A 24,088-nucleotide genomic window follows, 5' to 3' on the forward strand; every position below is an offset into this window, starting at 1 on the left:
GTCGTGACGAATTCGCATCAATCTCGTCGAAACGTCCTGACGCAGACCGCCTGACTTGGCAAAACGGTTGCCCCGTAACGGCAAACCCCGGTGTACGTCATGCGTCAGCTTTCCCTCGCCGATCGCGGCCAATCGCTCTCCCTGGACAAGATCGTCGACGACGGTCCCCTGCCCACCTGCCTGGGCGTGGCCCGGCTGGGCAGCCTGCAGACCGCTGGCACCACCTTCACCGTGTGGATGCAGCTGCGTGGCAGTGCGTGGGTGGAATCCAAGGAAGGCCGCTTCCGCCTGCGCCAGCGCGAGTGGATCGCGTTCGAGAAAGAATCCAAGCCGATGATCCAGGCCGGCCGCGATGGCCTGTGCATCGGCCTGAGCCTGGCCCCGGAAGCCCTGCGCGCGTTGGGTGAACTGGCCGACTGCAGCCTGTACGCCGGCCGCGGCAGCATGAGCCGAGGTGAAGTGCGGGTGGCGCTGCGCCTGTGGCGCGATGCGCTGGCCAGTGGCCAGCCCGCGCAGGCCCTGCGCCCGGTGCTGCTGCACCTGGCCTCGATGCAGCGTGGCATGGCCACCGGCGTGCAGCGCTGCCCGGGCCGTTCGCGCATCCGCAAGCGCCAGGTGTTCGGCCGCATGCAGCGCGCGCGCCTGTACCTGGAAGGCAACAGCCACCGGGTGGTGCGCATCGGCGAACTGGCCGAGCTGACCAACTTCTCCAGCTGGTACCTGTCCAAGACGTTCCAGAGCCTGTACGAAGAGAGCCCGCAGTCGCTGTCGGCGCGCCTGCGCCTGGAGCGCGCCGCGGACCTGCTGCGCGACACCAACATGATGATCGGCGAAGTGGCCGCCGCCAGCGGCTTCGACAACTGTTGCAGCTTCGCGCGTGCGTTCCGCGCCCGTTATGGCCAGTCGGCATCGGGCTTCCGGCAGACTGGCGGATCGCTTTCGCCAAAGTCGGCAAAGAGTCCGGTGGCATCGCGCAAATAATTAACGGTAACGCAATCGTAACTTTCCGAGGCGGTTTAACACGCTACTAACGTACCTTGGAGAGATTGATGAATTTTCGTACTCCCGCAGTGCGGCTGGGTCTTCTGCCGGCCGGCATTGCGCTGGCGCTCGTGCCGAGCTTCGCTTCGGCACAGGAAGCAGCCTCCGGCACCACTGACCTGGATCGCATCTCGGTCACCGGCTCGCGTATTCGCGGCGCCAACATGGAGACCCAGCAGCCGATCCTGACGATGACCCGTGAAACCCTGGAAAAGCAGGGTTTCTCGAACGTCGCAGACGTGCTGAACAACCTGACCTCGGCCGGCTCGCCGGCCATCTCGCGTTCGGACTCCCTGTCTTCGGGCGAGAACGTGGGCGGTTACTACGTCGACATCCGCAACCTGGGCGCCCAGCGCACCCTGGTGCTGATGAACGGCAAGCGCCTCGGCGCCACCACCGGCGGCTACCAGGATCTGAGCCAGATCCCGATGTCGGCCGTTGAGCGCATTGAAGTCCTGAAGGACGGCGCCTCCTCGATCTACGGTTCCGACGCCATCGCCGGCGTGGTCAACGTGATCACCCGCAAGAACTTTGACGGCGGTGAAGTCAACGTCTACTTCGGTCAGTACGACCAGGGCGACGGCGAGAACCAGCAGTACTCGATGACCCTGGGTGCTACCGGCGAACGCGGCAGCCTGACCCTGTCGGCCGAATACTCCAAGCAGGATCCGGTGTGGGCCAAGGACCGTTGGTACAGCCGTGATGGCGGCCGTGGTCCGAACTCGGTGGCCGCCGATGGCAGCCCGATCAGCCAGTACGGCAGCTGGTGCAACCCGCTGCAGGTCAACTGCGCCGATTCCAAGACCGCCGTGTGGCAGACCCTGAACCAGGGTGGCAACCCGAACAACCCGAACGACTACCACACGCTGACCGCCGAGGAGTACGCCAACTCCAACGAGCAGATGAGCCTGCTGACCGGTATCGAGCGCAAGTCGCTGTACATCAACGGCACCTACGACTTCACCGACACCATCAGCCTGAACACCGATGTGCTCTACAACGAGCGCAACACGTTCCAGCAGATCGCCGGCTACCCGTACCAGTCGTCCTCGTTCGGCACCCCGCTGACCGCTGAAAGCGCCTTCAACCCGGTTGGCCAGAACGTCGACTTCCGTCGCCGCCTGTGGGAAGTGCCGCGTACCACCGACAGCCAGCTGAAGACCCTGCGCTTCGCGCCGACCATCAGCGGCTACTTCGAGCTGGCCGGCAAGTCCTTCGATTGGGACGTCGGCGCGCTGTGGAACCGCAATGAGTCGATCAAGACCCAGCGCGGCGACATGAGCCTGATCGCTTCCGAGCAGGCCCTGGGTGCGTCCTTCATCAACGCGCAGGGCGTGGCACAGTGCGGTACCGCTGCCAACCCGATCGCACTGGGCGACTGCCGTCCGTGGAACCCGCTGCTGCCGTACGGCGTTGCAGGCCAGGGTTCGCTGGCGGATCCGGAGCTGCAGGACTTCCTGTTCCCGACCTACACCACCCGTGGCGTGACCAAGACCACCAGCTTCACCGCCAACCTGTCGGGTTCCATCGTGACCCTGCCGGCCGGTGACCTCGGCTTCGCCGTGGGCGTGGAGCACCGCAAGGAAGAAGGCAGCTACGTGCCGGACGCCTTCGCACAGTCGGGCATGTCCACCGGCCTGGGCCAGAAGCCGACCCAGGGTGAGTACGATCTGAACGAGGTCTACCTCGAACTGAACGTGCCGATCCTGGCCGACATGGCGTTCGCCAAGGAACTGACCCTGAACCTTGCGAGCCGTTATTCGGACTACAGCAACTTCGGTGGCACCACCAACAGCAAGTTCGGCCTGACCTGGCGTCCGATCGACGAGCTGCTGGTCCGCGGCACCTACGCCGAGGGCTTCCGCGCTCCGACCATCGCCGACCTGTACGGCGGTCTGAGCTCGAGCTTCGAGCGTTACACCGATCCGTGCGCCGTTGGCGTGTCGGGCAGCGTGGCCGGCAATGCCGCCTGCCTTGCTGGTGGCGCTCCGGCCGACTACGTGCAGCTGGGCCAGGGCAACGTCCCGTGCTCGACCACGCCGTGCCAGTCGGGTGACCAGTTCATCTCGGGTGCCAACCCGAACCTGGCGCCGGAAACCTCCAAGAGCAAGACCGTCGGTCTGGTCTGGAGCCCGCGTTGGGTGCAGGGCCTGGACATCTCGCTGGACTGGTACCGCTACGAAATCAGCAACATGATCATCGACGACTCCGTCGATCGCATCCTGCGTGATTGCTACGTGCTGGGTGATTCCAGCCGTTGCGGCAGCGTGACCCGTGCGGCCGATGGCCACATCAGCGCGATCACCTACGGCACCGCCAACCTCGGCAAGATGGACACCGAAGGTTACGACCTGGGCATCAAGTACCGCCTGCCGGAGCTGGCCATCGGTCAGTTCGCCATTGACTGGCAGACCAGCTACCTGTCCAAGTACGACGAAGCCGCACAGAACGCCGCTGGCGACGACATCATGATCGGCCGCGTCGGTCAGGATGCGCTGTTCCGCGTACGCTCGAACCTGGGCGTCAACTGGTCGCTGGGCAGCTTCGGTGTGAACTACACCGCGCGCTACTACTCGGGCCTCAACGAGCCGTGCATCGCGATCGGCTGCACCGATCCGGACCGCATCGCTTACGGCGAGACCGCTCCGCTGCGCAAGACCGGCTCCAACACCTTCCACGACCTGCAGGTCAGCTGGAAGGCACCGTGGGATGCCACCATCGCCCTGGGCGCGAACAACGTGTTCGACCACAAGGGTCCGCTGATGTACTCGCAGCAGAACTCGAGCTTCGCCTACTACGGCGGTTTCGATATCGGCCGCTTCCTGTACATGAAGTACACCCAGAAGTTCTGATCCATCGAACCGCTGGTGCAATAAAAAGAGGGCGGCCCGCAAGGGTCGCCCTCTTTCTTTGCCCGCAGGGCAAAGAAAAAAGCCGACCTGCAAAGGTCGGCTTTTGGTAGCGCCGGCCGTTGGCCGGCCTTTCAATCTCTCAAGCGTCAGCCGTAGCCAACCCCATCAACCCATTGGCATGGTCCCGCCACTGCGGCAGCTTGGCCAGCACGCCCGCGCGCTGCAGGTAGTCCTCGTCCACCGGGTCGCCGTTGACCAGCGCCAGCGCCACGTGCACCGCACCGGTCACCCAGAAGCTGCGCGTGTTGGAACGCTGCGGCTGCAGGTGGAAGGCCACCGCCTCGATGATCGGCATCGGCAGGCCCCACAGCCCCAGCAGGTAGGCACCGGCTTCGCTGTGGCCCGGGCGCGGGTCGGCGTCGTCGGCCGGCTCACTGCGCTCGTTGCGCACGCCGGGCAGCAGCAGGCCGATATCGGCCAGCAGTGCGGCGGTCGCGCCCAGTTCGGCGCTGGAATCGGGCAGCAGCTTGGCGGCCAGCCGCGAAGCGAGCAGCGCACGCTGCTGCAGCGCGTTGCGTTCACCGCTGGACAGCGGCGAAGCCGAGAACACCTCGCTGGCCAGCACCAGGTCGCGCAGGGTCGACAGGCCCAGCCGGGTCACGGCGGTGCGCAGGTCGGAAATGGTGCGGCCGCTGTTGAAGAAGGCGGAGTTGGACAGCTGCAGCACCTTGGCCGCGATCGCCGGATCAGCCGACACCAGCTTGGAGACATCGGCCGTGTCGGTGTCGTCGTCGTGCTCCAGCGCCTGGGTCAGGCTCAGGTACAGGTGCGGCGGCGAGGGCAGCTTCTCGATGCGGCCGATGGCGCTGCGCAGGCGCGCGCTGTCGAGCAGTTCGCGCAGCTCTTCCAGGCTGGTGAGCGCTTCAAGCAGCACTTCCGGTGCCAGCGGCAGCGGCAGGAAACGGTGGGCAACGCCGATCAGGCGTGCCGGCGGCGGGCGGTTGCCCTGGGCCGCGTCGACCAGCGCGATGCGGATCGTCTCCGGACGCAGCGTCCGGATCTGGCCCAGCAGCGTGGTCGCGTTGAGATCGGGCAGGGAGGGGCAGGCGATCACCGCATCCACCGGCGTGGACGCCACCATGTTCATGGCCGTCTGGCCATCGGGTGCCCGCAACGGCTGCCACTCTTCCCCAAGATCGGCAATGAAATCCATCAGCTCAGCCGACAGGCTGGCTTCGTCCCCAACTAGCAGAATACGCACGACACAATCCCCTGGGTGACCACGGTGAACCCCACCGTGGACGGTGTAGAAGTCGCAATGTACCCAATCCGGCGCAAACAGTGATGCGCCGCATTGTAAAAACGTGATGCCCATCGCTCCGGCGACCAGCGCCGGAGCAGGGTCATTCAGCCTCAGCTGTTGCTGGACAGGTAGCGCTGGTGCGCGTCAACCAGGATCTGCTTGGCTTCGGCGGCGCCGCCCCAGCCATCCAGCTTGACCCACTTGCCCTTCTCCAGGTCCTTGTAGTGCTCGAAGAAGTGGCCGATGCGCTCCAGCCAGTGCTTGGACACCTGCTCGATGTCTTCCACGTGCGCGTAGCCGCTGAACACCTTGGAGATCGGCACCGCCAGGATCTTTTCGTCGCCGCCGGCTTCGTCGCTCATCTTCAGCACGCCCACCGGACGGCAGCGCACCACCGAACCCGGAACCAGCGGCAGCGGCAGCACGACCAGCACGTCGGCCGGATCGCCGTCGCCGCACAGGGTGCTCGGCACGTAGCCGTAGTTGCAGGGGTAGCGCATCGGGGTGGAGAGGATGCGGTCGACGAAGATCGCGCCGGTTTCCTTGTCCACTTCGTACTTGACCGGCTCCGAGTCCTTCGGGATCTCGATGATGACGTTGATTTCTTCCGGCGGGTTCTTGCCGGGCGAGACGAGTTCCAGACCCATGGTGTGCTCCGAGAGGGGGGATGGCGCGATAAGACCTCCCATTTTATGCCTTTGCCGGCCAACGTGCAGGGTGGGGACTATCCGACCCGCCGCAGTGGCGATCGCCGACCGCCGCCAGCGCACCCGGCTGATCCCGCCCGGACCTGGGCAGGCGCACGGTGGAGGTCCCTTCACGGAGTACGCCCATGACCCTTCCACTGCCTTCCCGCCACCCCTCCGACGCCCTGGCCGCGTTGATCCTGCTGGCGCTGACCGTTGCCGGCCCGGCCGCCGCCAGTCCGCCGCCCGCTGCGCCCCTGCACGTCGATCTGGTCGATTACCCCACGCCGCAGGCGAACTGGTCCGCCTTCCGCGACCTGCGCCATCGTCTTGAAACCGGCTTCGACGATGTCTGCCCCGATACCTTCTGCGAAGGCGAGTACACCGATTACCAGCCGCTGAAACTGCGCTGCTCGGTCGAACGGGCCACGGGCAGGGTCAATGTCTGCGGCTGGGCCTTCGCTGCAAGCGAGCTGCGGGTGGACCCGGCGACCGGCGCCCTGGAGCGGCAGCAGCCCACCTGGCTGTGCCACTTCCCGACCGGCGGCGGCACCACCGTGGCGGCATTGCTGGCGGCACTGGACGGACCGCAGCCGTTGTTCCAGCGGCTGCCCGGTACGGGAAAAACCGTGTTCGAGGCACTGGGAGACTGCCTGCGCTAGCCTGCTCGCATGGACTCCCTGCTCGCCGCCGCCGCACGTGCCCTTGCCGCTGGCGACGTACTGACCGCACTGGGGCATGTGGCCCTGCGCAGCGACCCGCCGGCACTGGCGCTGCGCGGCGTGGCCATGGCTCAGCTGGGCGAGCTGCAGCGGGCCCGGGAACTGCTGCGGCTGGCCCACCGCGGCTTTGGCGCCGATGAGGTGCTGGCCCGGGCGCGCTGTGTGGTGGCGGAGGCGGAAGTGGGGCTGGCGCTGCGGGATCTTGCCGGTACCCCCGCGCCGCTGCTGGCTGCCGCCCACGCATTGGAGGAGCGCGCCGATCCGCACAATGCGCTGCAGGCCTGGTTGATCCTGGCCCGCCGCTGGCTGTTGCTCGGGCGTCGGCAGGAGGCTGAATCGGCCTTGGCACAGGTGCAGGGCAGGGCGCTGACGCCGGCCCTGGCCGCCATGGCCGGGCTGGCCGAAGCGGCCTTGGCGGCGCGCGCGTTGCGGGTGTCGCAGGCGACGGCGGCGCTGGACGCGGCTGCCGCCGCCGCGCAGGCCTCGGGCATCGCCGCCCTGCACGCAGAGGTCGTGCAGGCCCGCAGTCATCTGGCCAAGCCGGCGGCACGCCAGGTGGCCCGGGAGGCGGCCGACCGCCTGCTGGATCTACAGGCCGTGCAGGACCTGCTGGCCTCACCGGCCTGTGTGGTGGATGGCTGCCGGCGCGGTGTGTGGATGGGAGGGCGCTGGCGGTCACTGGCACGCCGGCCGCTGCTGTTTGCACTGCTGCGAGCCGTCGGCCAGGCGTGGCCGGGGAATGTCGACCGCGACGTGTTGATTGCCGAGGTATTCCGCACCCGTGATGGCGACGACAGCCACCGTGCGCGGCTCCGGGTGGAAATGGGGCGCGTCCGCGCTGCGGTGAAGGGACTGCTGTCGGTGGAAGCGACCGCCAACGGCTACCGGCTGGCAGCCGCGCCCGGCATCGCGGTGGTGGTGCTGGCGCCGCCGATCGAAGGCGAGCAGGGCGCCGTTGCCGCATTGCTGGCCGATGGGGCGGCCTGGTCCAGTTCGGCACTGGCCTTGGCGCTGGGCGCCAGCCAGCGCACGGTGCAGCGCGCGTTGGCGGCACTGGAAAGCACCGGCCAGGCACGCGCGACCGGGGGCGGGCGCACGCAGCGCTGGTGGGCCATGCCGCTGTCCGGATTCACGACGATCTTGTTACTCCCGGCAGCGCTGCCGGGCGACTAGGGTGGTTGCCAGGCACCCCTTCCGATGTGCCAGGAGATGCTGCAATGAACACTGGAACGCTGAACCCCGCCGCTGCCCCGCGCGTGCACGACGCCGAGGTGGCCCGCGAATATGGTCCCTTTGACGGCGCCGACTGCATCCACGGTGTCAGCTTCGATGGCCGCCATGTCTGGGCCGCCACCGGCCCGGCGCTGCTGGCCTTCGATCCGGACAGCGGCGCCCCGGTACGCACGCTGGCCGTGCCCTGCGATGCGGGCACCGCGTTCGACGGTACCCACCTCTACCAGATCGCCGAAGCGCGCATCGACAGGATCGACCCGCAGACCGGCAACGTGCTGGCCTCGATTCCCGCGCCTGGCGGCGGCACCGATTCGGGCATGGCCTGGGCCGAAGGCAGCCTGTGGGTGGGGCAATACCGCGAACGCCGCATCCACCAGGTGGATCCGGCCACGGGCGAGGTGCTGCGCACGATTGAATCGGACCGCTTCGTCACCGGCGTGACCTGGGTCGATGGCCAGCTCTGGCATGGCACCGACGACGGCGAACGCAGCGACATCCGACGCGTGGATGCCCAGAGCGGGCAGGTGCTGGAGCAGCTGCGCATGCCCGAGGGCCTGCATGTCAGCGGTCTGGAGGCCGATGGCGCGGGCCTGTTCTACGCCGGCGGCGGGCGCAGCGGCAAGGTGCGGGCGGTGCGCCGGCCGCGCGCTTAACGTGACGCATTCTCATTTGAGGGGTAAGATGCCGCCGCACCGGGCCACCTCTGCATGTCCTCCAACGCATCCACCCTGACCGACCTGTTGATCCGCGAACGCCCGGCGCTGCTGCGTCGGGTGCAGCGGATACTGGGCAGCGACGGCAGCGCCGAAGACGTGATCCAGGCCATCTGGTTCAAGGCGCGCGGGGTGGATGCCGGGGTGACCATCGACAACCCGCGGGCCTATCTGTACCGTCTGGCCACCAACCTGGCCACCGACCAGGGCCGGGAACGCAGCCGCCAGACGCGGCTGTTGGCCGACCACTACCTGTGGGGGCCGGATGAAGTGCTGTCCACGGAAGAACAGGCCATGGCCCAGGACGAGCTGCAGCGCGTGCTCGCCGCCGCCGACCACCTTCCCGAACCGACCCGCACGATCTTCCGCCTCAACCGGTTGCAGGGGCTGACCCAGGCGGAAATTGCCCGGCGCCGTGGCGTGTCGGTCACGACCGTGGAAAACCATGTACGCGCTGCGTTGCAGCGGCTGGCGTGGGCGCGCAGCGGGCGGTGACGCGCGGGGGCTTGGGGAAGTGCCGTTCCCACACGTCTTGATGGTATCGGCGCTGCCCTTCGCACCCTTGCCAGCCATGAGCCCGCACGACCTGCCTACCGACCCGACCGCGCCCACCCCGCCCGACCTGCTTGCCGAACAGGCGCAGGCGTGGATCACGTGGCTGGCCTCCGGCGCCGTGGACGCGCCGCGCATGCAGGCCTTCGAACACTGGCTCAGCCTGCCCGGGCACCGCCGCGCGTTCGAATACGAGCGCCAGCTGTGGCAGGCCGTGGCGCAGCCGCCGGCGGCGGCGAAGCGTCCGCATGTCCGCCGTCGTCGCGTTCCCCGCCTGGTGCTGGCCGCTGCCGCCGCGCTGGCGCTGGTGTGGGTGTCACCCGAAGCCTGGTTGCGCCTGCGTGCCGATTACCGCAGCAGCCACGACGTGGTCACGCTCGCCCTGCCCGATGGCAGCCGCGCGGTGCTCGATGCCGATTCGGCGATTGCCGTGGACTATGACGACCAGCGCCGCAGCATCCGCCTGCTGCGCGGGCGCGCCTGGTTCGAAGTTGCGCCCGGGCGCGCCCAGCCGTTCCAGGTGACCGCACAGGCCGGTGTGGTGGAGGACATCGCCACGGCGTTCGCGGTGGCCAGCACCCCGCAGGGAGTGGAAGCGGAAGTCTCGCAGGGCCAGGTCCGCGTCGCGGCCTCGCCCAACGGCGGCTGGACCTACCTGCTGGCTGGCCAGCGCGCCGGCTTTGCGCCTGGCGGCCGGGTGGTGCGCCATGACGACCTGGCCCCCGACCGCATTGCCGCATGGCGCGACGGCGAGCTGCTGCTCGATGCCAGCGGCGTGGCCGATGCGGTCGCGCAGATTGCGCGCTATCGCCAAGGCCCCACGTTCGTGCGCGGCGACCTGTCGTCGTTGCCCGCCGTCAACGCCGCACTGCGCGTGGACCAGCCCGAGCAGGCGCTGGATGCGCTGGCGATGTCGGCCGGGCTGCGCATCACCCGCCTGCCGATGGGCGTGGCGATCGTGAGCGCCACCCCCGCGCGCTGAATGCGCCTTGGGGAAGGGATCGCCCCGCACGTCTTACCCCCGAACGTACCCGCCGCCGCCACGTACGTCGCAGCGCCCGCACCCCGTGCGGGGAAGCCGTGCTTTCGCGGCATCGCCTCTCAACAGGTTTCAACATGCTTCCCATTTCCCGACCGGCGCCGATGCTGCGCCCGTCCCGCCTGTGCACCGCGTTGTTGGCCGCCGGCCTGGCCTCGGCCACCGCGTTGCCGGCACTGGCCCAGTCCGGCGACACCGCCCCACTGGCCGCCACCCGCCCGTTCGATATCCCCGCCCAACCGCTGGCCGATGCGCTGCGCAGTTACATGCGCCAGTCCGGTGTGCAGGTGGCCTACCCGGCCGCACTCGCCAACGGTGCCAGCTCCACCGCGGTATACGGCGCGCTGGATGCGCAGGCCGCACTGGCGCAGCTGCTGCAGGGCAGTGGCCTGGCACCGCGCGCGCTGGGGCCGGGCGCGGTCACCCTGGAACGCGCGCCGCGCGGCCAGGGCGAGGATGGCGTGATCCACACCGCGCCCCTGCGCGTGGCCGGTGACCAGGCCAGCGCCGAAGGCACCGCCGAGCGTGCGCTCGAGCAGTACCGCAGCAGCGGTTCGAGCGTGTATGTGCCACGGACCACCCTCGAGCGCTTCCGTGGCACCTCCACCGCCGACATCGTCAAGGGCGTGGTCGGCGTGACCGCCGGTGATCCGCGCACGGCCAACGCGTTGGACCTCAACATCCGTGGCATCCAGGGCCAGAGCCGCATCCCGGTGATCATCGACGGCGGGCAGTCCACCATGGACACCTACCGCGGCTATGCCGGCCAGTCGCAGCGCACCTACCTCGACCCGGACCTGATTTCCAGCCTCACCGTGACCAAGGGCCCCAGCCTGGGCGCCAATGCGTCGGGCGGCATCGGCGGCGTGGTGGAAATGGAAACGCTGAACATCGGCGACGTGCTGCGCGACGGCCAGGACGCCGGCCTGCGCGTGCGCAGCGGCATCTCCAACGGCAGCGCGCGTGACCTTCCCGCCTACAACGGCACCCCCGGTACCGACCGCAGCAGCCTCGGCGGGCAGTTCTTCAACATCGCCGGCGGCAAGCACTGGGAAAGCTTTGACCTGGTGGCGGCTTACGCCTGGCGCGATACCGGCAACTACTATTCGGGCAAGCATGGCTACGACGATTTCCCGCAGACCCGGCGCACCCTGGCACCGTTGAACCCGCCCAACACCGAAGTGTTCAACACCTCCTCCAAGTCCAACTCGGTGCTGCTCAAGGGGACCTGGCGGATCGATGACGTGCAGACGCTGGAGGCCGGCTACCGACACTACAGCGGCCGCCAGGGTGAAATCATGGCCTCGCAGATCATCCGCGTGGACCGCGACCGCGTGCCGCAGTGGGAGCCGGGCAGCGTGGACCTGGATGCCTACAACCTGCGCTACCGCTTCAACCCGGGCAACGACATCGTCGACCTGAAGGCCAACCTCTGGTACACCCAGGCCGACAGCCTGATGTACAACGGCCTGACCGGCATCACCCCGTGGTACTTCGACCGCCGCACCGAATGGTATGACGGCCCGACCTTCAACACCGACCCCGGTTACAAGGATGCCTACCGCAACGACATGAGCCAGACGCGGTTCGGCCTGGACGTGTCCAACACCATGGTGATGACTACCGACAGCGCCGGTTTGTTCACCTTCGACTACGGGCTGTCCTTCAGCGATGAAGACGTGGGTCCCGGCGACAGCGCGCCGATCATGCACGATGACCTGGTCAACAACCGCTTCCTCCGCAATGCCACGCGCAGGGAATACAGCGCGGTGGCCTCGATGAAGTGGCAGCCGGGCGAGCGCTGGGACATCCTGGTGGGTGGCCGCTTCAACCGCGTCAGCATCCACGACCGCAACCGCCTGGCCACCCCGGAAACCGAGGAAGTGATCGGCAAGTACCGCTATACCCAGCTGCTCAACGGCAACCCGGCGCTGCCGGCGTGGCGCGCGCAGCGGATCGCCATGCTCAACTGGTACCCGGATGCGAACGGCCAGTTCACCGAGGCCTCGCTGCTGGCTTCGCCGTACAAGAAGGGCACGGTGGCCGACATCACCGGCTGGAATTTTCACGATGTCACCGCCACCGAAGACCTGGTCGTGCCCACCAGCTGGACCTGGTCGCAGCCGATCCGCCGTACCGACAACGCGTTCATGCCCACCGCCAGCGTCACCTGGCACGCCGATGAAGACACCCTGGTCTACCTCAAGTACGCCGAAGGCGTGAAGCTGCCCAGCCTGTTCGAAAGCACCCTGGGCCTGTTCACCGCGGCCAAGCCGGTGGGCGGCGAACTCAAGCCCGAGCGCGCGGGCACCTGGGAAGTGGGCGCCAGCACCGTGCGCCATGATCTGTTTGCCGAAGGCGACCAGGCCGCGTTCAAGCTGGCCTACTTCAACACCCGCATCGACGACCTGATCACGCGCGACTACCGCACGTTGTCGGCCGGCTATATCCGCAACATCGACCGCTTCAAGGTCTCCGGGCTGGAGTTCCAGTCCAGCTATGACGCCGGCAAGGTGTTCGCCGATCTGTCGGCGCATTACTACTTCGAAGCCAAGACCTGCGCCCCGGACATCGCCGCCGAGCGCCGCGCATACGGTGTGCAGCGAAAGAACGAGGAACTGGCCAAAACGCCGGACTGCGTCGACGGTGGGTTCGAGGGGTCCTACAGCAACACCCAGAATCCGCCGCGCTACACGGTCAACCTGACGCTGGGCTCACGGCTGCTGGACCAGCGGCTGAGCTTCGGCACCCGCGTGATCCACAACAGCGGTCCGATCAGCAAACTGGACAAGGAATGGAACGTGGGCCTGTCGGCGATCCAGCAGCTGTACCAGCCGGCGACCATCGTGGACGTGTTCGCCAGCTGGCAGGCCAGCGAGCAGCTGGCGGTCGACTTCAACGTGGACAACCTGACCGACCGCTACTACCTCGACCCGCTGGCGCTGGGTGTAATGCCGGCCCCGGGCCGGATCATGCGCCTGGCGGTCACTTGGCGGTATTGAGAAAACCCGCGAGCCGGGCTCTGCCCGGCTCGCGGGTACGCTATCGGGCGGTCGCATCCGCGTGCAGCGCCTCGTTCAACTCATCCACCACGATCGCCCAATCCGCATCTTCCTTCAGCTCTTCACGCAGGAACTGACGCTGCGCATCGCTCCAGTAAGTGGCTTCGGCCAAGGTCACGTCGCCGGGCAGCTGGTGCGCCCGGATGAACGCCGCAATGGCCTCCGGGCTGGAGTCCAACCCCAACTGCTCGAACAGGTTGGTCATGCGCGATTCGGTGGTGTCCATCATGGCAATCCTTGTGGGCGAAAGAATGCTCCATTATCAACACCCCAAGGTGAGGATGGCATCGCCGGAATGGGGGGGAGGGCAGCACCGGCAATCCGGGTTGGGGTAGTCTGCGCGACAGGCGTCTTATCCCTGTGCCGGACCTTGCCCGGCGCTGCCACCTTCTTTCTGCCAGAACGCCATGAACGCCACCGATACCCTTGAAGCGACCCGCAGCCAGCGCCTGAAGGCCGCCACCCGAGACAGCCACGGCGCGTTGGACAAGCGCATCATGGCCGGCGACATCTTCGCCGACCGTGGGCGGTTCGCGCGCTTCCTGCGGGTCCAGTACCGCTTCCACCGCGATATCGATGGCCTGTACGCAAACGCCGCGCTGGATGCGCTGCTGCCCGACCTGGCCGAACGCCGGCGGCTGCCGCAGGTCACCCGTGACCTGCGCGATCTGGAACAGACCCTGCCGGCCCCGGTGCCGCTGCGGCTGGACCCGGACCTGCCACTGGCTGCCGCACTGGGCTGGTTGTACGTGGCCGAAGGCTCCAACCTGGGCGGCACCATCCTGTACAAGATGGCCGCGCAGCTGGGCCTGGATGCGGACTTCGGCGCACGCCACCTGGCCGCGCATCCCGATGGTGCCGCACGCCACTGGCGCGAGTTCACCGCCGCGCTGGACAGCGTCGTACTCACCGACGTCGAAGAGCAGCAGATGATAGATGCGGCCGATGCCGCGTTCCGCAGCGTGCATGTTCACGTGGAGCTGGAATTCGCATGAGCAGGGGCGTGCGCGCCGTGTCGCGCTGATGCGCTGGCTCTGGTTCTGCCTGGGCTGGGTCATGGTGGCGCTGGGGGTGATCGGGGCGCTGTTGCCGGTGATGCCCACCACCATCTTCCTGATCCTGGCGGTGGGTTGTTTCGCGCGCAGCTCACCGCGCTTCGAACGCAAGCTGCTGGAGCATCCGCGTTACGGCCCGTCGCTGCGCGCCTGGCGCGAGCAGGGCGCGGTGAGCCGCAAGGGCAAGGCATTTGCCGCCGGCGGCATGGCATTCGGGTTTGCGATGTTCTGCTGGGGCGCGAGGCCGTCGTGGCCGTTGCTGCTTGGCGTAGGCGTATTTTTCGCGGCGAGCGCAGCCTACGTGCTGTCACGCCCGACCCCGTTGCCGTGATGGTGCGGGTGGGGCGACACCCCATGGGACACGCACGGCGGGTTACGTGCGCAGGATCATGGCGTTGACACGCATGGCGTGTCACTACGATCCGTGGTCGCCTGGTCTGGGGGTCCCCGACCTTGGTCGGGGACCCGATAGACGTTACAACAACGGCACCAGCAGCAGCGCCACGATGTTGATGATCTTGATCAGCGGATTGATCGCCGGGCCGGCGGTGTCCTTGTAGGGATCACCCACGGTATCGCCGGTCACCGCGGCCTTGTGCGCCTCGCTGCCCTTGCCGCCGAAGTGGCCGTCTTCGATGTACTTCTTGGCATTGTCCCAGGCACCGCCGCCGGTGGTCATCGAGATCGCCACGAACAGGCCGGTCACGATGGTGCCGATCAACAGCCCGCCCAGCGCACGCGGCCCCAGCAGCAGGCCCACCACCACCGGCACCGCGACCGGCAACAGCGAAGGCACGATCATTTCGCGGATCGCCGAGCGGGTCAGCATGTCCACTGCGCGGTCGTACTGCGGCTTGCCGGTGCCTTCCATGATCCCGGGAATCTCGCGGAACTGCCGGCGCACTTCTTCCACCACCGCACCGGCGGCGCGGCCCACTGCTTCCATCGCCATCGCGCCGAACAGGTAGGGGATCAACCCGCCGATCAGCAGGCCGATGATCACCGTGTGGTCGGACAGGTCGAAGGCGAACACTTCACCCGGGTGCGCGGCCTGCAGGTTGTGGGTGTAATCGGCGAACAGCACCAGCGCGGCCAATGCCGCCGAACCAATCGCATAGCCCTTGGTCACCGCCTTGGTGGTGTTGCCCACCGCATCGAGCGGATCGGTGATGTTGCGGATCTCCGGGGGCAGCTCGGCCATTTCGGCGATGCCGCCGGCGTTGTCGGTGATCGGCCCGTACGCATCCAGCGCCACGATCATGCCGGCCATCGACAGCATCGCGGTGGCCGCGATGGCGATGCCGTACAACCCGCCGTGCAGGTGCGCCAGCCAGATCGCCAGGCACACCGTGATCACCGGCAGCGCGGTGGACTTCATCGACACGCCCAGGCCGGCGATGATGTTGGTGCCGTGCCCGGTGGTGGAGGCCTGTGCCACGTGCTGCACCGGCTTGTACTGGGTGCCGGTGTAGTACTCGGTGATCCACACGATCAGCCCGGTCAGCACCAGCCCGATCAGCGCGCAGATGTACAGGTTCGTTGCCCCGTGGGCGTTGTCCGGCATCAGCTGCAGGGTGATCGGGTAGAAGGCGATGGCGGCCAGCACGCCCGACACGATCACGCCCTTGTACAGCGCGCCCATGATCGAGCCGCCCGGCTTCACCTTCACGAACAGCGCGCCGATGATCGACGCGATGATCGACACCCCGCCCAGTACCAGTGGATACAGGATCGCGTTGCGACCGGCTTCGGCGATCATCAGGCTGCCCAGCAGCATGGTGGCGATCACCGTCACCGCGTAGGTTTCGAACAGGTCGGCAGCCATGCCGGCGCAGTCGCCGACGTTGTCGCCCACGTTGTCGGCAATCACCGCCGGGTTGCGCGGGTCGTCCTCGGGAATGCCGGCTTCGACCTTGCCGACCAGGTCAGCGCCCACGTCGGCACCCTTGGTGAAGATACCGCCGCCCAGCCGGGCGAAGATCGAAATCAGCGAGGAGCCGAATGCCAATCCAACCAGCGCATGCAGCGCTGCGGCAGTGTCCAGCCCCATCCGCAGCAGCAGCGCGTAATAGCCGGCCACGCCGAGCAGGCCCAGCCCGACCACCAGCATGCCGGTGATCGCACCGCCACGGAACGCCACGTCCATGGCGGCACTGAGGCCATGGCGTGCGGCTTCGGCGGTGCGTACGTTGGCCCGCACCGACACGTTCATGCCGATGTAGCCGGCCGCACCGGACAGCACCGCACCGATCGCGAACCCGATCGCGGTGTACCAGCTGAGGAAGATGCCGACCAGCACGAACAGCACCGCGCCGGCGATGCCGATGGTGAGGTATTGGCGGTTGAGGTAGGCGCGCGCGCCTTCCTGGATGGCGGCGGCGATTTCCTGCATCCGGGCATTGCCCGCCGGTTGCCGGAGGATCCAGCGTGCCGACACGATGCCGTAGAGAATCGCGAGAATGGCGCAGAACAGCGCCAGAGAAAGCCCATAACGTTCCAGCATGTCCCCTCCCGGGTGATGGATGGCATCCAGTTGACGGACGAACCTCACCACGCGGGGCACAACGGGCTGCAACGATGGACCAACCCGTTCAGACCGTACCCGGTCATCAAGCGTGTGGCTTTGTTCAGCAATCCCTGGTGCCCCCGAGTATGCAGTGAAATCATCGCCCCTGCCCAGCGCTTGCGCCGAACAGCCCAACGAAGCCCTGATCCAAGGCGCACGAGGTTGTAGCGCCGACCGTTGGTCGGCTCCGCGGTTGGCGCAATCCCATCAGTCCGCGTGCGCCCCCTTGCCACACCGTTCATCCCCCCCAAGCCACCCTCACTCCACCCCAACGGAGGCTTCCCGCATGTCCCCCCGCCACCTCATCCTGCTGGCCCTGCTTCCTGCCCTTGCGGCTACTGCCGCCGAAACCCCCGAACGCCAGCGTCCGGTCGGCGCAGCCCAGGCAGTGAACGTCACCCACACCCTGCGCCAGATCCCCGAAGCCTGCGCCCGCCTGGAAGGCACCTTTACCGGCGACGCAGCGCAGCCCTACCGGTTCGCGGTCGCCCGCACCAGCGAGCAATGCCAGCCACGCGCGAAGTTCGTCGACTTCGACAAGGCGCAGCCCAGCGAAGCCAAGGGCTGGAAGCTCAACGACGTGATCCGCGTGCCCAGCGCGGCCTGTCCCACCCAGCAGGCAGTAGTGAGGGTCTGGCGCCTGCCGATGGAACAGAAGCTGCAGCTCGATGGCCAGGGCCAGTCGCGCATCTACCTGGAAGAGGCCAAGAAGCAGGCCGCTGCCGGCCAGATCGCGGAGATTCCGATGTTCGCGGCGAAGATGACCGTGGAAGGCAAGGCCTGCCCGTAACGCGCGCAACAAAAAGCCCGTAGAGCCACGCACTGCGTGGCTGCACAGTGCCCGCAGGCCCGTTACGCCTCAAATGCCGGCAGCTTTTTCTTCACCGCCACATTCTTCAGGGTCACGTACTTCGGCAGTCCATCGGTGCCGTAGGGCAGCGGTGCCTCGCCCTTGATCAGCGGCGACAGGTACGCGCGGGCCTTGTCGGTGATGCCGAAGCCATCGCGGCGGATGAAGCCGGCCGGCATCTTCTTCTCGTGGTTGGCCACCTTGTGCAGCGGCGCCGGCTCGATCTTCCAGCGGTACGGGGCGTCGCTGCTGCGCACGATCACCGGCATCACCGCGTTCTGGCCCTTCAGCGCGTACTGCACCGCCGCCTTGCCCACCGCCTGCGCCTGTTCCCAGTCGGTCTTCGAGGCAATGTGCCGGGCCGAGCGCTGCAGGTAGTCGGGCAGGGTCCAGTGCACCTTGTAGCCCAGCGTGTCCTTGACCCGCGCGGCCAACTGCGAAGCCACCCCGCCCAGCTGGGTGTGCCCGAACGAATCCTTGCCGCCGCCGGCATCTGCCACGAACCGGCCATCGGCGGTCTGGATGCCTTCGGAGGCCACCACCACGCAGTGGCCCACGCGTTCCACCACCTGCTTCACCTTGGCCAGGAACGCGGCTTCGTCGTAGGCGCGCTCGGGCAGCAGGATGATATGCGGGGCTTCGTCCGGTCCGTTTCCGGCCAGCCCGGCCGCAGCCGCCAGCCAGCCCGCATGCCGGCCCATGGCCTCGTACACGAACACCTTGGTGGAGGTTTCGGCCATGGCCGCCACGTCCAGCGCCGCCTCGCGCACCGACACGGCGGTGTACTTGGCCGCCGAACCGAAGCCCGGGCAGGTGTCGGTCACCGCCAGGTCGTTGTCGATGGTCTTGGGCACGCCGATGCAGGTGAGGTCGTAATCGAAGGCCTTGGCCAGCTGGGACACCTTCCAGGCGGTATCGGCCGAATCGTTGCCGCCGTTGTAGAGGAACCAGCGCACGTCGTGGGCGCGCAGCACCGCCAGCAGCCGCTCGTAGCGGGCCCGGTCGGCCTCCAGCGATTTGAGCTTGTAGCGGCAGGAGCCGAAGGCGCCGCCGGGGGTATGGGCCAGCGCCGCAATCGCCGCGGCCGACTCCTTCGAGGTGTCGATCAGCTCCTCGCGCAGCGCGCCCAGGATGCCGTTGCGCGCGGCCAAGACCTTGATTCCCTTGGCCCTGGCGGTGCTGATCACCGCCGAGGCGGTGGCATTGATGACGGCGGTGACGCCGCCTGACTGGGCGTACAGCAGGGTACCTTTGGACATGGTGGGACCTTTGTCGGGGGGAAGGACATTGCAGGGACATTACCGGTATGAGGTAAAGTGCGCGTATTGCGGTGCAGCGTGATTGTGGACAATCCCGGGCGCGCGCCCTTCCGTTTTTTACCAAGTTGGAGTCAGGTTGATGCGATTGGTTCTGTTGGGACCGCCCGGTTCGGGCAAGGGGACGCAGGCGACGCGCCTGAAGGAACACCTGAACATTGCGCACATTTCCACCGGTGACCTGCTGCGCGCCGAAGTGGCTGCCGGCACCGAGCTGGGCAAGCAGGCCAAGGCCGTGATGGATGCCGGCAACCTGGTGTCCGATGACATCCTGCTGGGCATGCTGGAATCGCGCCTGGGCCAGGCAGACGTGGCCAATGGCTTCATCCTGGACGGTTACCCGCGCAACGTGGCGCAGGCCAACGCGCTGGACGCCGTGCTGGCCAAGATCGGCCAGCCGCTGGATGCGGTGGTGCAGCTGGATGTGCCTAGCGAACTGCTGGTCGAGCGCATTGCCGGCCGCGCCCAGGAACAGGGCCGCGCCGATGACAATCCCGAATCGGTGCGCAAGCGCCTGCAGGTCTACACCGACCAGACCGCGCCGGTGGTGGATTTCTATGCGGGCCGCGGCACCCTGGCGCGCGTTGATGGCGTTGGCGAGCTCGCCAACGTGGAAGCGCGCATCCAGGCAGCGCTCAAGCGCTGACAACCTACACGCGCACGCCCGGTCCTATCGGAACCGGGCGTGCGGTGTAGAGCGCCAGCGATCGGGCCTGCTCAGGGCCCCACACCATGAGCCCCCCCTGGGGACGGCCTCTTGGGGAGTAGGACCATCGGGGGTAGTGCGGCTGGCGCGCTGAATTGTGTACGTGTTCACAGTACACCGCTATCGGGAATTCCCTGACAGCACGCGTAAAGCCGCGCGCTGTCGTCCCACAGTCTGCTCTGCAAACAGCGGGCCCCATTGTCTGCGTCCATACCCCGGCCGCTGCGCGGCCGCCCCCTGACTCAGGGGCTACCCCCAGATGCTTTGCGTCTCCCCTTCAGAGTGGGCTTTGGGCGACAATCGGGTGATGAGCACGATCCACATTCTTGGAATTGCCGGCACCTTCATGGGCGGCGTGGCCGCCCTGGCGCGGGAACTGGGCCATACGGTCCGTGGCAGCGACCAGGCGATCTATCCGCCGATGTCCACCCAGCTGGAACAGCTGGGCATCGCCCTGGACCCGGGCTATCGCGCCGACAGCGTGGCCCGCGATTGCGATGAAGTCGTGGTCGGCAACGCGTTGTCGCGTGGCAACCCGGCCGTGGAAGCGGTGCTGGATGCCGGGCAGCGCTACATCTCCGGCGCGCAGTGGCTGTCCGAACAGGTGCTGCCAGGCCGCGACACGCTGGCCGTGGCCGGTACCCATGGCAAGACCACCACCACCACCATCCTGACCTGGCTGCTGCAGGCCGCCGGCCGCGAGCCAGGCTTCCTGATCGGCGGCGTGGCCGAGGATTTCGGCGTGTCCGCACGGGTGGGGCAGGGCCGCGAGTTCGTGGTCGAGGCCGACGAGTACGACACGGCGTTCTTCGACAAGCGCAGCAAGTTCGTGCACTACCGCCCGCTGGTGGCCATCCTCAACAACCTCGAATACGACCACGCCGACATCTTCCCGGACGTGGCCGCGATCCAGCGCCAGTTCCACCACCTGGTGCGCACCGTGCCCGCGCGCGGACGGCTGATCGTCAACGGTGAAGACACCTACCTGGCCGAAGTGCTGGCGATGGGCTGCTGGACGCCGGTGGAACGCTTCGGTTTCGATCCCGGGTTGGAATGGCATGCCGAACTGGTCAATGCCGACGGCAGCGCCTTCATCGTGCACCACCGTGGCGTGGCGCTGGGCGAAGTGCGCTGGTCGCTGCTGGGTCGCCACAACGTGCTCAACGGCCTGGCCGCATTGGCCGCCGCGCACGCGGTAGGCGTTGCACCGGCCAGCGTGATCCCGGCATTGGCACGGTTCCGCAGCGTCAAGCGGCGCATGGAAGTGATCGGCGTGGCCGACGACATCACGGTCTACGACGATTTCGCCCATCATCCCACCGCCATCCGCACCACGCTGGAAGGCCTGCGCGCCAAGATCGGCGCGCGCCGCATCGTGGTCGCGATGGAGCCGCGCAGCAACTCGATGCGGCTGGGCGCCCACGCCGATGCGCTGGCCCCTTCGCTGGCGCTGGCCGACGCGGTGGTGTTCCTGCACCGGCCGGAACTGGCCTGGGATGCGGCCAGCGTGATCGCCGCCGTGCGCGGCGACGCGCACGCCGTGCCCGATACCGACGCACTGCTGGCACGACTCGGTGCCACCGTGCAGCCGGGCGACCATGTGGTGTTCATGTCCAACGGCGGCTTCGACGGCGCGCCGCGCCGCTTCCTGGCCCAGCTGCAGGCGCGGTGATCGGGTTGGCCATGACCGATTCCGTTGCCACGCTGCCGCTGTTCCCGTTGCACGCGGTGCTGCTGCCCGGCGCCACGCTGGGCCTGCGCGTGTTCGAGCGCCGCTACCTGGACATGCTGCGCGAGTGCAGCCGCAACAACACCCACTTCGGGGTCTGCCTGATCCTGGAAGGTGATGAAGTCGGGGCCCCGGCCACCCCGGCCGCGCACGGGGTGGAAGCGCGCATCGACGATTTCGACATGGGCGACGACGGCGTGCTGGTGCTGCGCCTTCGCGGCCATCGCCGGTTCCATGTGCGCCAGGTGCGGGTACGCGACAACGGCCTGATCATGGCCGAGGTGGAATGGAGCACGCCCGACCACGACGACGAACTGCGCCCGGAACATGCGCTCCTGTCCACCGTGCTGGGCCACATCATCGAACAGGCCGGCAACGCGTTCGCGCCCGCGCATCCGGCGCTGCTGGACCAGGCCGCCTGGGTCGGCTGGCGGCTGGCCGAACTGCTGCCGCTGGAGGAATCGCAGCGCTTGCAGCTGCTGCAGCACGACGACCCGCACCAGCGTCTTGACGCGCTGCTGCGCTGGATGCCGGCCAACTCAACGCCGATCGACGAGAACTGGTAACCGAACCGGGTGACCCCGACCGGTAGATCACGACCGTTGGTCGTGGTCGCCCTCAATACGTCCGCACGCGCAACACCGGCATGCCGGTTTCAGGATGCGTTCCGACCTCCTGCGGCAACCCTTCCAGCGCCTCGCGCACCGCCTTCAGCGACGGATCGATGCCGCGCATCGGGCGCCACATCCCGATCAGGTGGAAGTGCTGGTAGTGCAGCGTCTGCGCGCTGCCCAGCCACAACGGCTGGTCGCCCGGCTGCAGCTGGGTAGCGGCCGGCCACAGGCGCAGCGCGAAGATCTCGTTGGGCGCATTGCCCGGGCGCAGCAGCAGCAGCGATTCGACCTGCGTATCCAGCGTGGCCGGCAGCACCGGCACTTCGTCCGGAGTGGCCGACTTGTCCAGCATCAGCAGCGCCTGTTCCCAACCCGCCTGCGGCTGCACGCGCCAGCCCTGGCTTTCCAGGCGCTCGCGCAGCGGCGCCAGCGGCCCGGCCACCTGCACGTCCAGCGGCCAGCGCTGGTCGTCGTCGAATTCATTGCGGCGCGAAGGCTGGGCGCGCCACTGGCTGCCCCACCAGTCCTGCGCGGCCACATTGGCCGGCGCCGGCTGGGCCGGCTCGAAACGCTCCAGCTTCGCCTCGGTATTGCGCGGCGCATACCACAGCGCGGCCACCGCGAAAGTGCCGTAGAACAGCCACGACACCGGCTTGACCCAGAACGAGCGGTTGAAGCGGCGGCGGTAGGCAATGCCCAGCACCAGCAGCCAGAAGATGCCGAACAGCATCCCGCCGACCACGTCGCTCAGCCAGTGCGCGCCCAGGTACAGCCGCGAGAAGCCGATCAGGCTGACGATGATGCCCGACAGCAGGTACGGCCACACGCGGGTGCGGCCGGGCAGCTCGCGCGCGATCAGTACCGCAAAGAAACCGAAGGTGATGGTGGCCATGGTCACCGACACCGACGGGAAGCCGAAGCCGCTGCTCGCCCCCGGCGGGCGCACCACGGTCACCGTGGCGCCCAGCAGCTTGGTCAGCGCCAGCCCGAAGGCCAGTGCGGCCAGCCAGTGCGCGGCCGCCATCCAGCGCCGGCGCCAGATCAGGTAGCCCATGGTGACTGCCGTGGCAGGCAGCAATACCGGCCAGGCGCCCAGCGAGGCCAGTGCCGCCATCGGGTAGTCGGCCAGCGGATTGCGCAGCGCCAGCATCGCCTGGTGCACGGCCAGGTCCAGGCTGAGCGGTTCGCCATGGGCCACCACCGCCATCAGCAAGGCGAACCAGCACCAGCCCAGCAACAGCAGCATCAATGCCAGCATCGCCAGCGGTACCGATTCACGGCGCTGCGGGTCGAACACCGACACCGAGTAGCGACCCAGGGTGGGGTGGCGCTGCGACCAGCGCAGCAGGCCGGCCAGCCAGCTGTCCATGCGCGCGGCCGACCAGCGGTAGCCGTACAGCACGATCGCCCAGACCACGCCCATCACCACGCCGACCAATGCCAGCACCATCACCAGCCGACCGGCCACGGCGGCCACCGCGTCGTAGGCCTCGCCCAGCACCCAGCCCGGGGCCAGGAACAGCACCGCCCAGGAGAGGCTGGCGATGCCGCTGGCCTGCACATAACGCATGGCCGGCATGTTCATCATGCCGGCGATGGCCGGCACGAACGGACGGATCGCGCCTACATAGCGCGCCACCAGGATGCTCTTGAAGGCATTGCGGCGGAACATCGTCTCGCCACGGTCGAGCAGCTGCGGGTAGCGGCTGAACGGCCAGAAGCCGCGCAGCCGGTCACCCCAGCGCCGGCCGATCCAGTAGCTGATGCCATCGCCGGCGAACGCACCCAGCGCCGCGCACGCCACGGCGTACGGTCCGGAGATCTGGCCCAGGCCGATGAACACGCCCACTGCGAACAGCAGCGGCAGCGCGGGCACGATGGCGCCAAGCACGATGACGGCATCGCAGAAGGCGATGAGGAAGATGACCGCACCGGCAAGCACGGGGTGAGCTGAGATCCACGCAAGCGTGGCATCGATCCATGACGAGTCCATCCGGGGATTATAGAGGGGCCAAAGTGACTGACTCCCGGCCAGCTAGAATGGCCGGC

Annotated in this window: 20 protein-coding genes; 14 read left to right on the forward strand and 6 right to left on the reverse strand. The window is 67.7% G+C overall.

Annotated elements, in window-relative coordinates:
• The first annotated feature begins 99 nt into the window (after positions 1 to 99).
• Entirely contained in the window at positions 100 to 981 is an 882-nt protein-coding gene (locus SOM39_RS08225; RefSeq protein WP_320458028.1) for a helix-turn-helix transcriptional regulator, read from the forward strand.
• 68 nt (positions 982 to 1,049) lie between these two features.
• Positions 1,050 to 3,893, forward strand: a complete 2,844-nt coding sequence (locus SOM39_RS08230) for a TonB-dependent receptor (protein WP_320458029.1) — start codon at positions 1,050 to 1,052, stop codon at positions 3,891 to 3,893.
• Between the two features lie 139 nt (positions 3,894 to 4,032).
• Here the strand turns inward: SOM39_RS08230 and SOM39_RS08235 are convergent, their stop codons facing one another.
• Complete coding sequence (locus tag SOM39_RS08235; RefSeq protein ID WP_095363564.1) at positions 4,033 to 5,154, reverse strand: HDOD domain-containing protein; 1,122 nt, start codon at positions 5,152 to 5,154, stop codon at positions 4,033 to 4,035.
• Between the two features lie 152 nt (positions 5,155 to 5,306).
• Entirely contained in the window at positions 5,307 to 5,843 is a 537-nt protein-coding gene (gene ppa, locus SOM39_RS08240) for an inorganic diphosphatase (protein ID WP_320458030.1), read from the reverse strand.
• Between the two features lie 185 nt (positions 5,844 to 6,028).
• Between ppa and SOM39_RS08245 the strand changes: the two genes are divergently transcribed.
• The 6 genes from SOM39_RS08245 to SOM39_RS08270 all read left to right on the forward strand — a co-directional run bounded on the left by SOM39_RS08245 (position 6,029) and on the right by SOM39_RS08270 (position 13,143).
• Positions 6,029 to 6,544 (forward strand): hypothetical protein, encoded by a 516-nt coding sequence (locus SOM39_RS08245; protein WP_320458031.1) that lies wholly within the window; start codon positions 6,029 to 6,031, stop codon positions 6,542 to 6,544.
• A 9-nt stretch (positions 6,545 to 6,553) separates the two neighbouring features.
• On the forward strand, positions 6,554 to 7,777 hold the full coding sequence (locus SOM39_RS08250; protein ID WP_320458032.1) for a helix-turn-helix domain-containing protein: 1,224 nt from the start codon (positions 6,554 to 6,556) through the stop codon (positions 7,775 to 7,777).
• 44 nt (positions 7,778 to 7,821) lie between these two features.
• Positions 7,822 to 8,490, forward strand: coding sequence for a glutaminyl-peptide cyclotransferase (locus SOM39_RS08255; protein WP_320458033.1), 669 nt, complete (start codon positions 7,822 to 7,824; stop codon positions 8,488 to 8,490).
• A gap of 54 nt (positions 8,491 to 8,544) precedes the next feature.
• Positions 8,545 to 9,045, forward strand: a complete 501-nt coding sequence (locus SOM39_RS08260; RefSeq protein WP_095363568.1) for an RNA polymerase sigma factor — start codon at positions 8,545 to 8,547, stop codon at positions 9,043 to 9,045.
• Between the two features lie 76 nt (positions 9,046 to 9,121).
• Positions 9,122 to 10,084 (forward strand): FecR family protein, encoded by a 963-nt coding sequence (locus tag SOM39_RS08265; RefSeq protein ID WP_320458034.1) that lies wholly within the window; start codon positions 9,122 to 9,124, stop codon positions 10,082 to 10,084.
• A 134-nt stretch (positions 10,085 to 10,218) separates the two neighbouring features.
• Complete coding sequence (locus tag SOM39_RS08270) at positions 10,219 to 13,143, forward strand: TonB-dependent receptor domain-containing protein (protein WP_320458035.1); 2,925 nt, start codon at positions 10,219 to 10,221, stop codon at positions 13,141 to 13,143.
• Positions 13,144 to 13,183: 40 nt separating this feature from the next.
• On the opposite strand, the gene SOM39_RS08275 is transcribed toward SOM39_RS08270, so the two are convergent.
• On the reverse strand, positions 13,184 to 13,429 hold the full coding sequence (locus SOM39_RS08275) for a DUF2789 domain-containing protein (RefSeq protein ID WP_068854771.1): 246 nt from the start codon (positions 13,427 to 13,429) through the stop codon (positions 13,184 to 13,186).
• Between the two features lie 181 nt (positions 13,430 to 13,610).
• Between SOM39_RS08275 and SOM39_RS08280 the strand changes: the two genes are divergently transcribed.
• Together SOM39_RS08280 and SOM39_RS08285 are read left to right on the forward strand one after the other, a co-directional pair.
• Complete coding sequence (locus tag SOM39_RS08280) at positions 13,611 to 14,198, forward strand: biliverdin-producing heme oxygenase (RefSeq protein WP_320458036.1); 588 nt, start codon at positions 13,611 to 13,613, stop codon at positions 14,196 to 14,198.
• A 28-nt stretch (positions 14,199 to 14,226) separates the two neighbouring features.
• On the forward strand, positions 14,227 to 14,589 hold the full coding sequence (locus tag SOM39_RS08285) for a YbaN family protein (protein WP_320458074.1): 363 nt from the start codon (positions 14,227 to 14,229) through the stop codon (positions 14,587 to 14,589).
• A 144-nt stretch (positions 14,590 to 14,733) separates the two neighbouring features.
• On the opposite strand, the gene SOM39_RS08290 is transcribed toward SOM39_RS08285, so the two are convergent.
• Positions 14,734 to 16,761: a sodium-translocating pyrophosphatase gene (locus SOM39_RS08290; RefSeq protein WP_320458037.1), complete on the reverse strand. Its 2,028-nt coding sequence runs from the start codon at positions 16,759 to 16,761 to the stop codon at positions 14,734 to 14,736.
• Between the two features lie 349 nt (positions 16,762 to 17,110).
• Between SOM39_RS08290 and SOM39_RS08295 the strand changes: the two genes are divergently transcribed.
• Entirely contained in the window at positions 17,111 to 17,614 is a 504-nt protein-coding gene (locus tag SOM39_RS08295) for a hypothetical protein (protein WP_320458038.1), read from the forward strand.
• A gap of 62 nt (positions 17,615 to 17,676) precedes the next feature.
• Here SOM39_RS08295 and SOM39_RS08300 read toward each other — a convergent pair whose 3' ends face one another.
• Positions 17,677 to 18,933 carry a 6-phosphofructokinase gene (locus SOM39_RS08300; RefSeq protein ID WP_249833055.1) on the reverse strand — a complete coding sequence of 419 codons (1,257 nt, stop codon included), beginning with the start codon at positions 18,931 to 18,933 and terminating at the stop codon, positions 17,677 to 17,679.
• A gap of 139 nt (positions 18,934 to 19,072) precedes the next feature.
• On the opposite strand from SOM39_RS08300, the gene SOM39_RS08305 reads away from it, so the two are divergent.
• The 3 genes from SOM39_RS08305 (at position 19,073) to SOM39_RS08315 (ending at position 21,991) form a co-directional block, all read left to right on the forward strand.
• Entirely contained in the window at positions 19,073 to 19,636 is a 564-nt protein-coding gene (locus SOM39_RS08305) for an adenylate kinase (protein WP_320458039.1), read from the forward strand.
• Between the two features lie 367 nt (positions 19,637 to 20,003).
• Positions 20,004 to 21,368 (forward strand): UDP-N-acetylmuramate:L-alanyl-gamma-D-glutamyl-meso-diaminopimelate ligase, encoded by a 1,365-nt coding sequence (mpl, locus tag SOM39_RS08310; RefSeq protein WP_320458040.1) that lies wholly within the window; start codon positions 20,004 to 20,006, stop codon positions 21,366 to 21,368.
• 11 nt (positions 21,369 to 21,379) lie between these two features.
• Positions 21,380 to 21,991, forward strand: coding sequence for an LON peptidase substrate-binding domain-containing protein (locus tag SOM39_RS08315; protein ID WP_320458041.1), 612 nt, complete (start codon positions 21,380 to 21,382; stop codon positions 21,989 to 21,991).
• Between the two features lie 52 nt (positions 21,992 to 22,043).
• Here SOM39_RS08315 and SOM39_RS08320 read toward each other — a convergent pair whose 3' ends face one another.
• Positions 22,044 to 24,032 (reverse strand): bifunctional DedA family/phosphatase PAP2 family protein, encoded by a 1,989-nt coding sequence (locus SOM39_RS08320; protein ID WP_093533631.1) that lies wholly within the window; start codon positions 24,030 to 24,032, stop codon positions 22,044 to 22,046.
• Positions 24,033 to 24,088 lie beyond the last annotated feature (56 nt).

The organism is Stenotrophomonas sp. CFBP8994 (assembly GCF_034044835.1).
GTDB classification, from domain to species: domain Bacteria; phylum Pseudomonadota; class Gammaproteobacteria; order Xanthomonadales; family Xanthomonadaceae; genus Stenotrophomonas; species Stenotrophomonas rhizophila_A.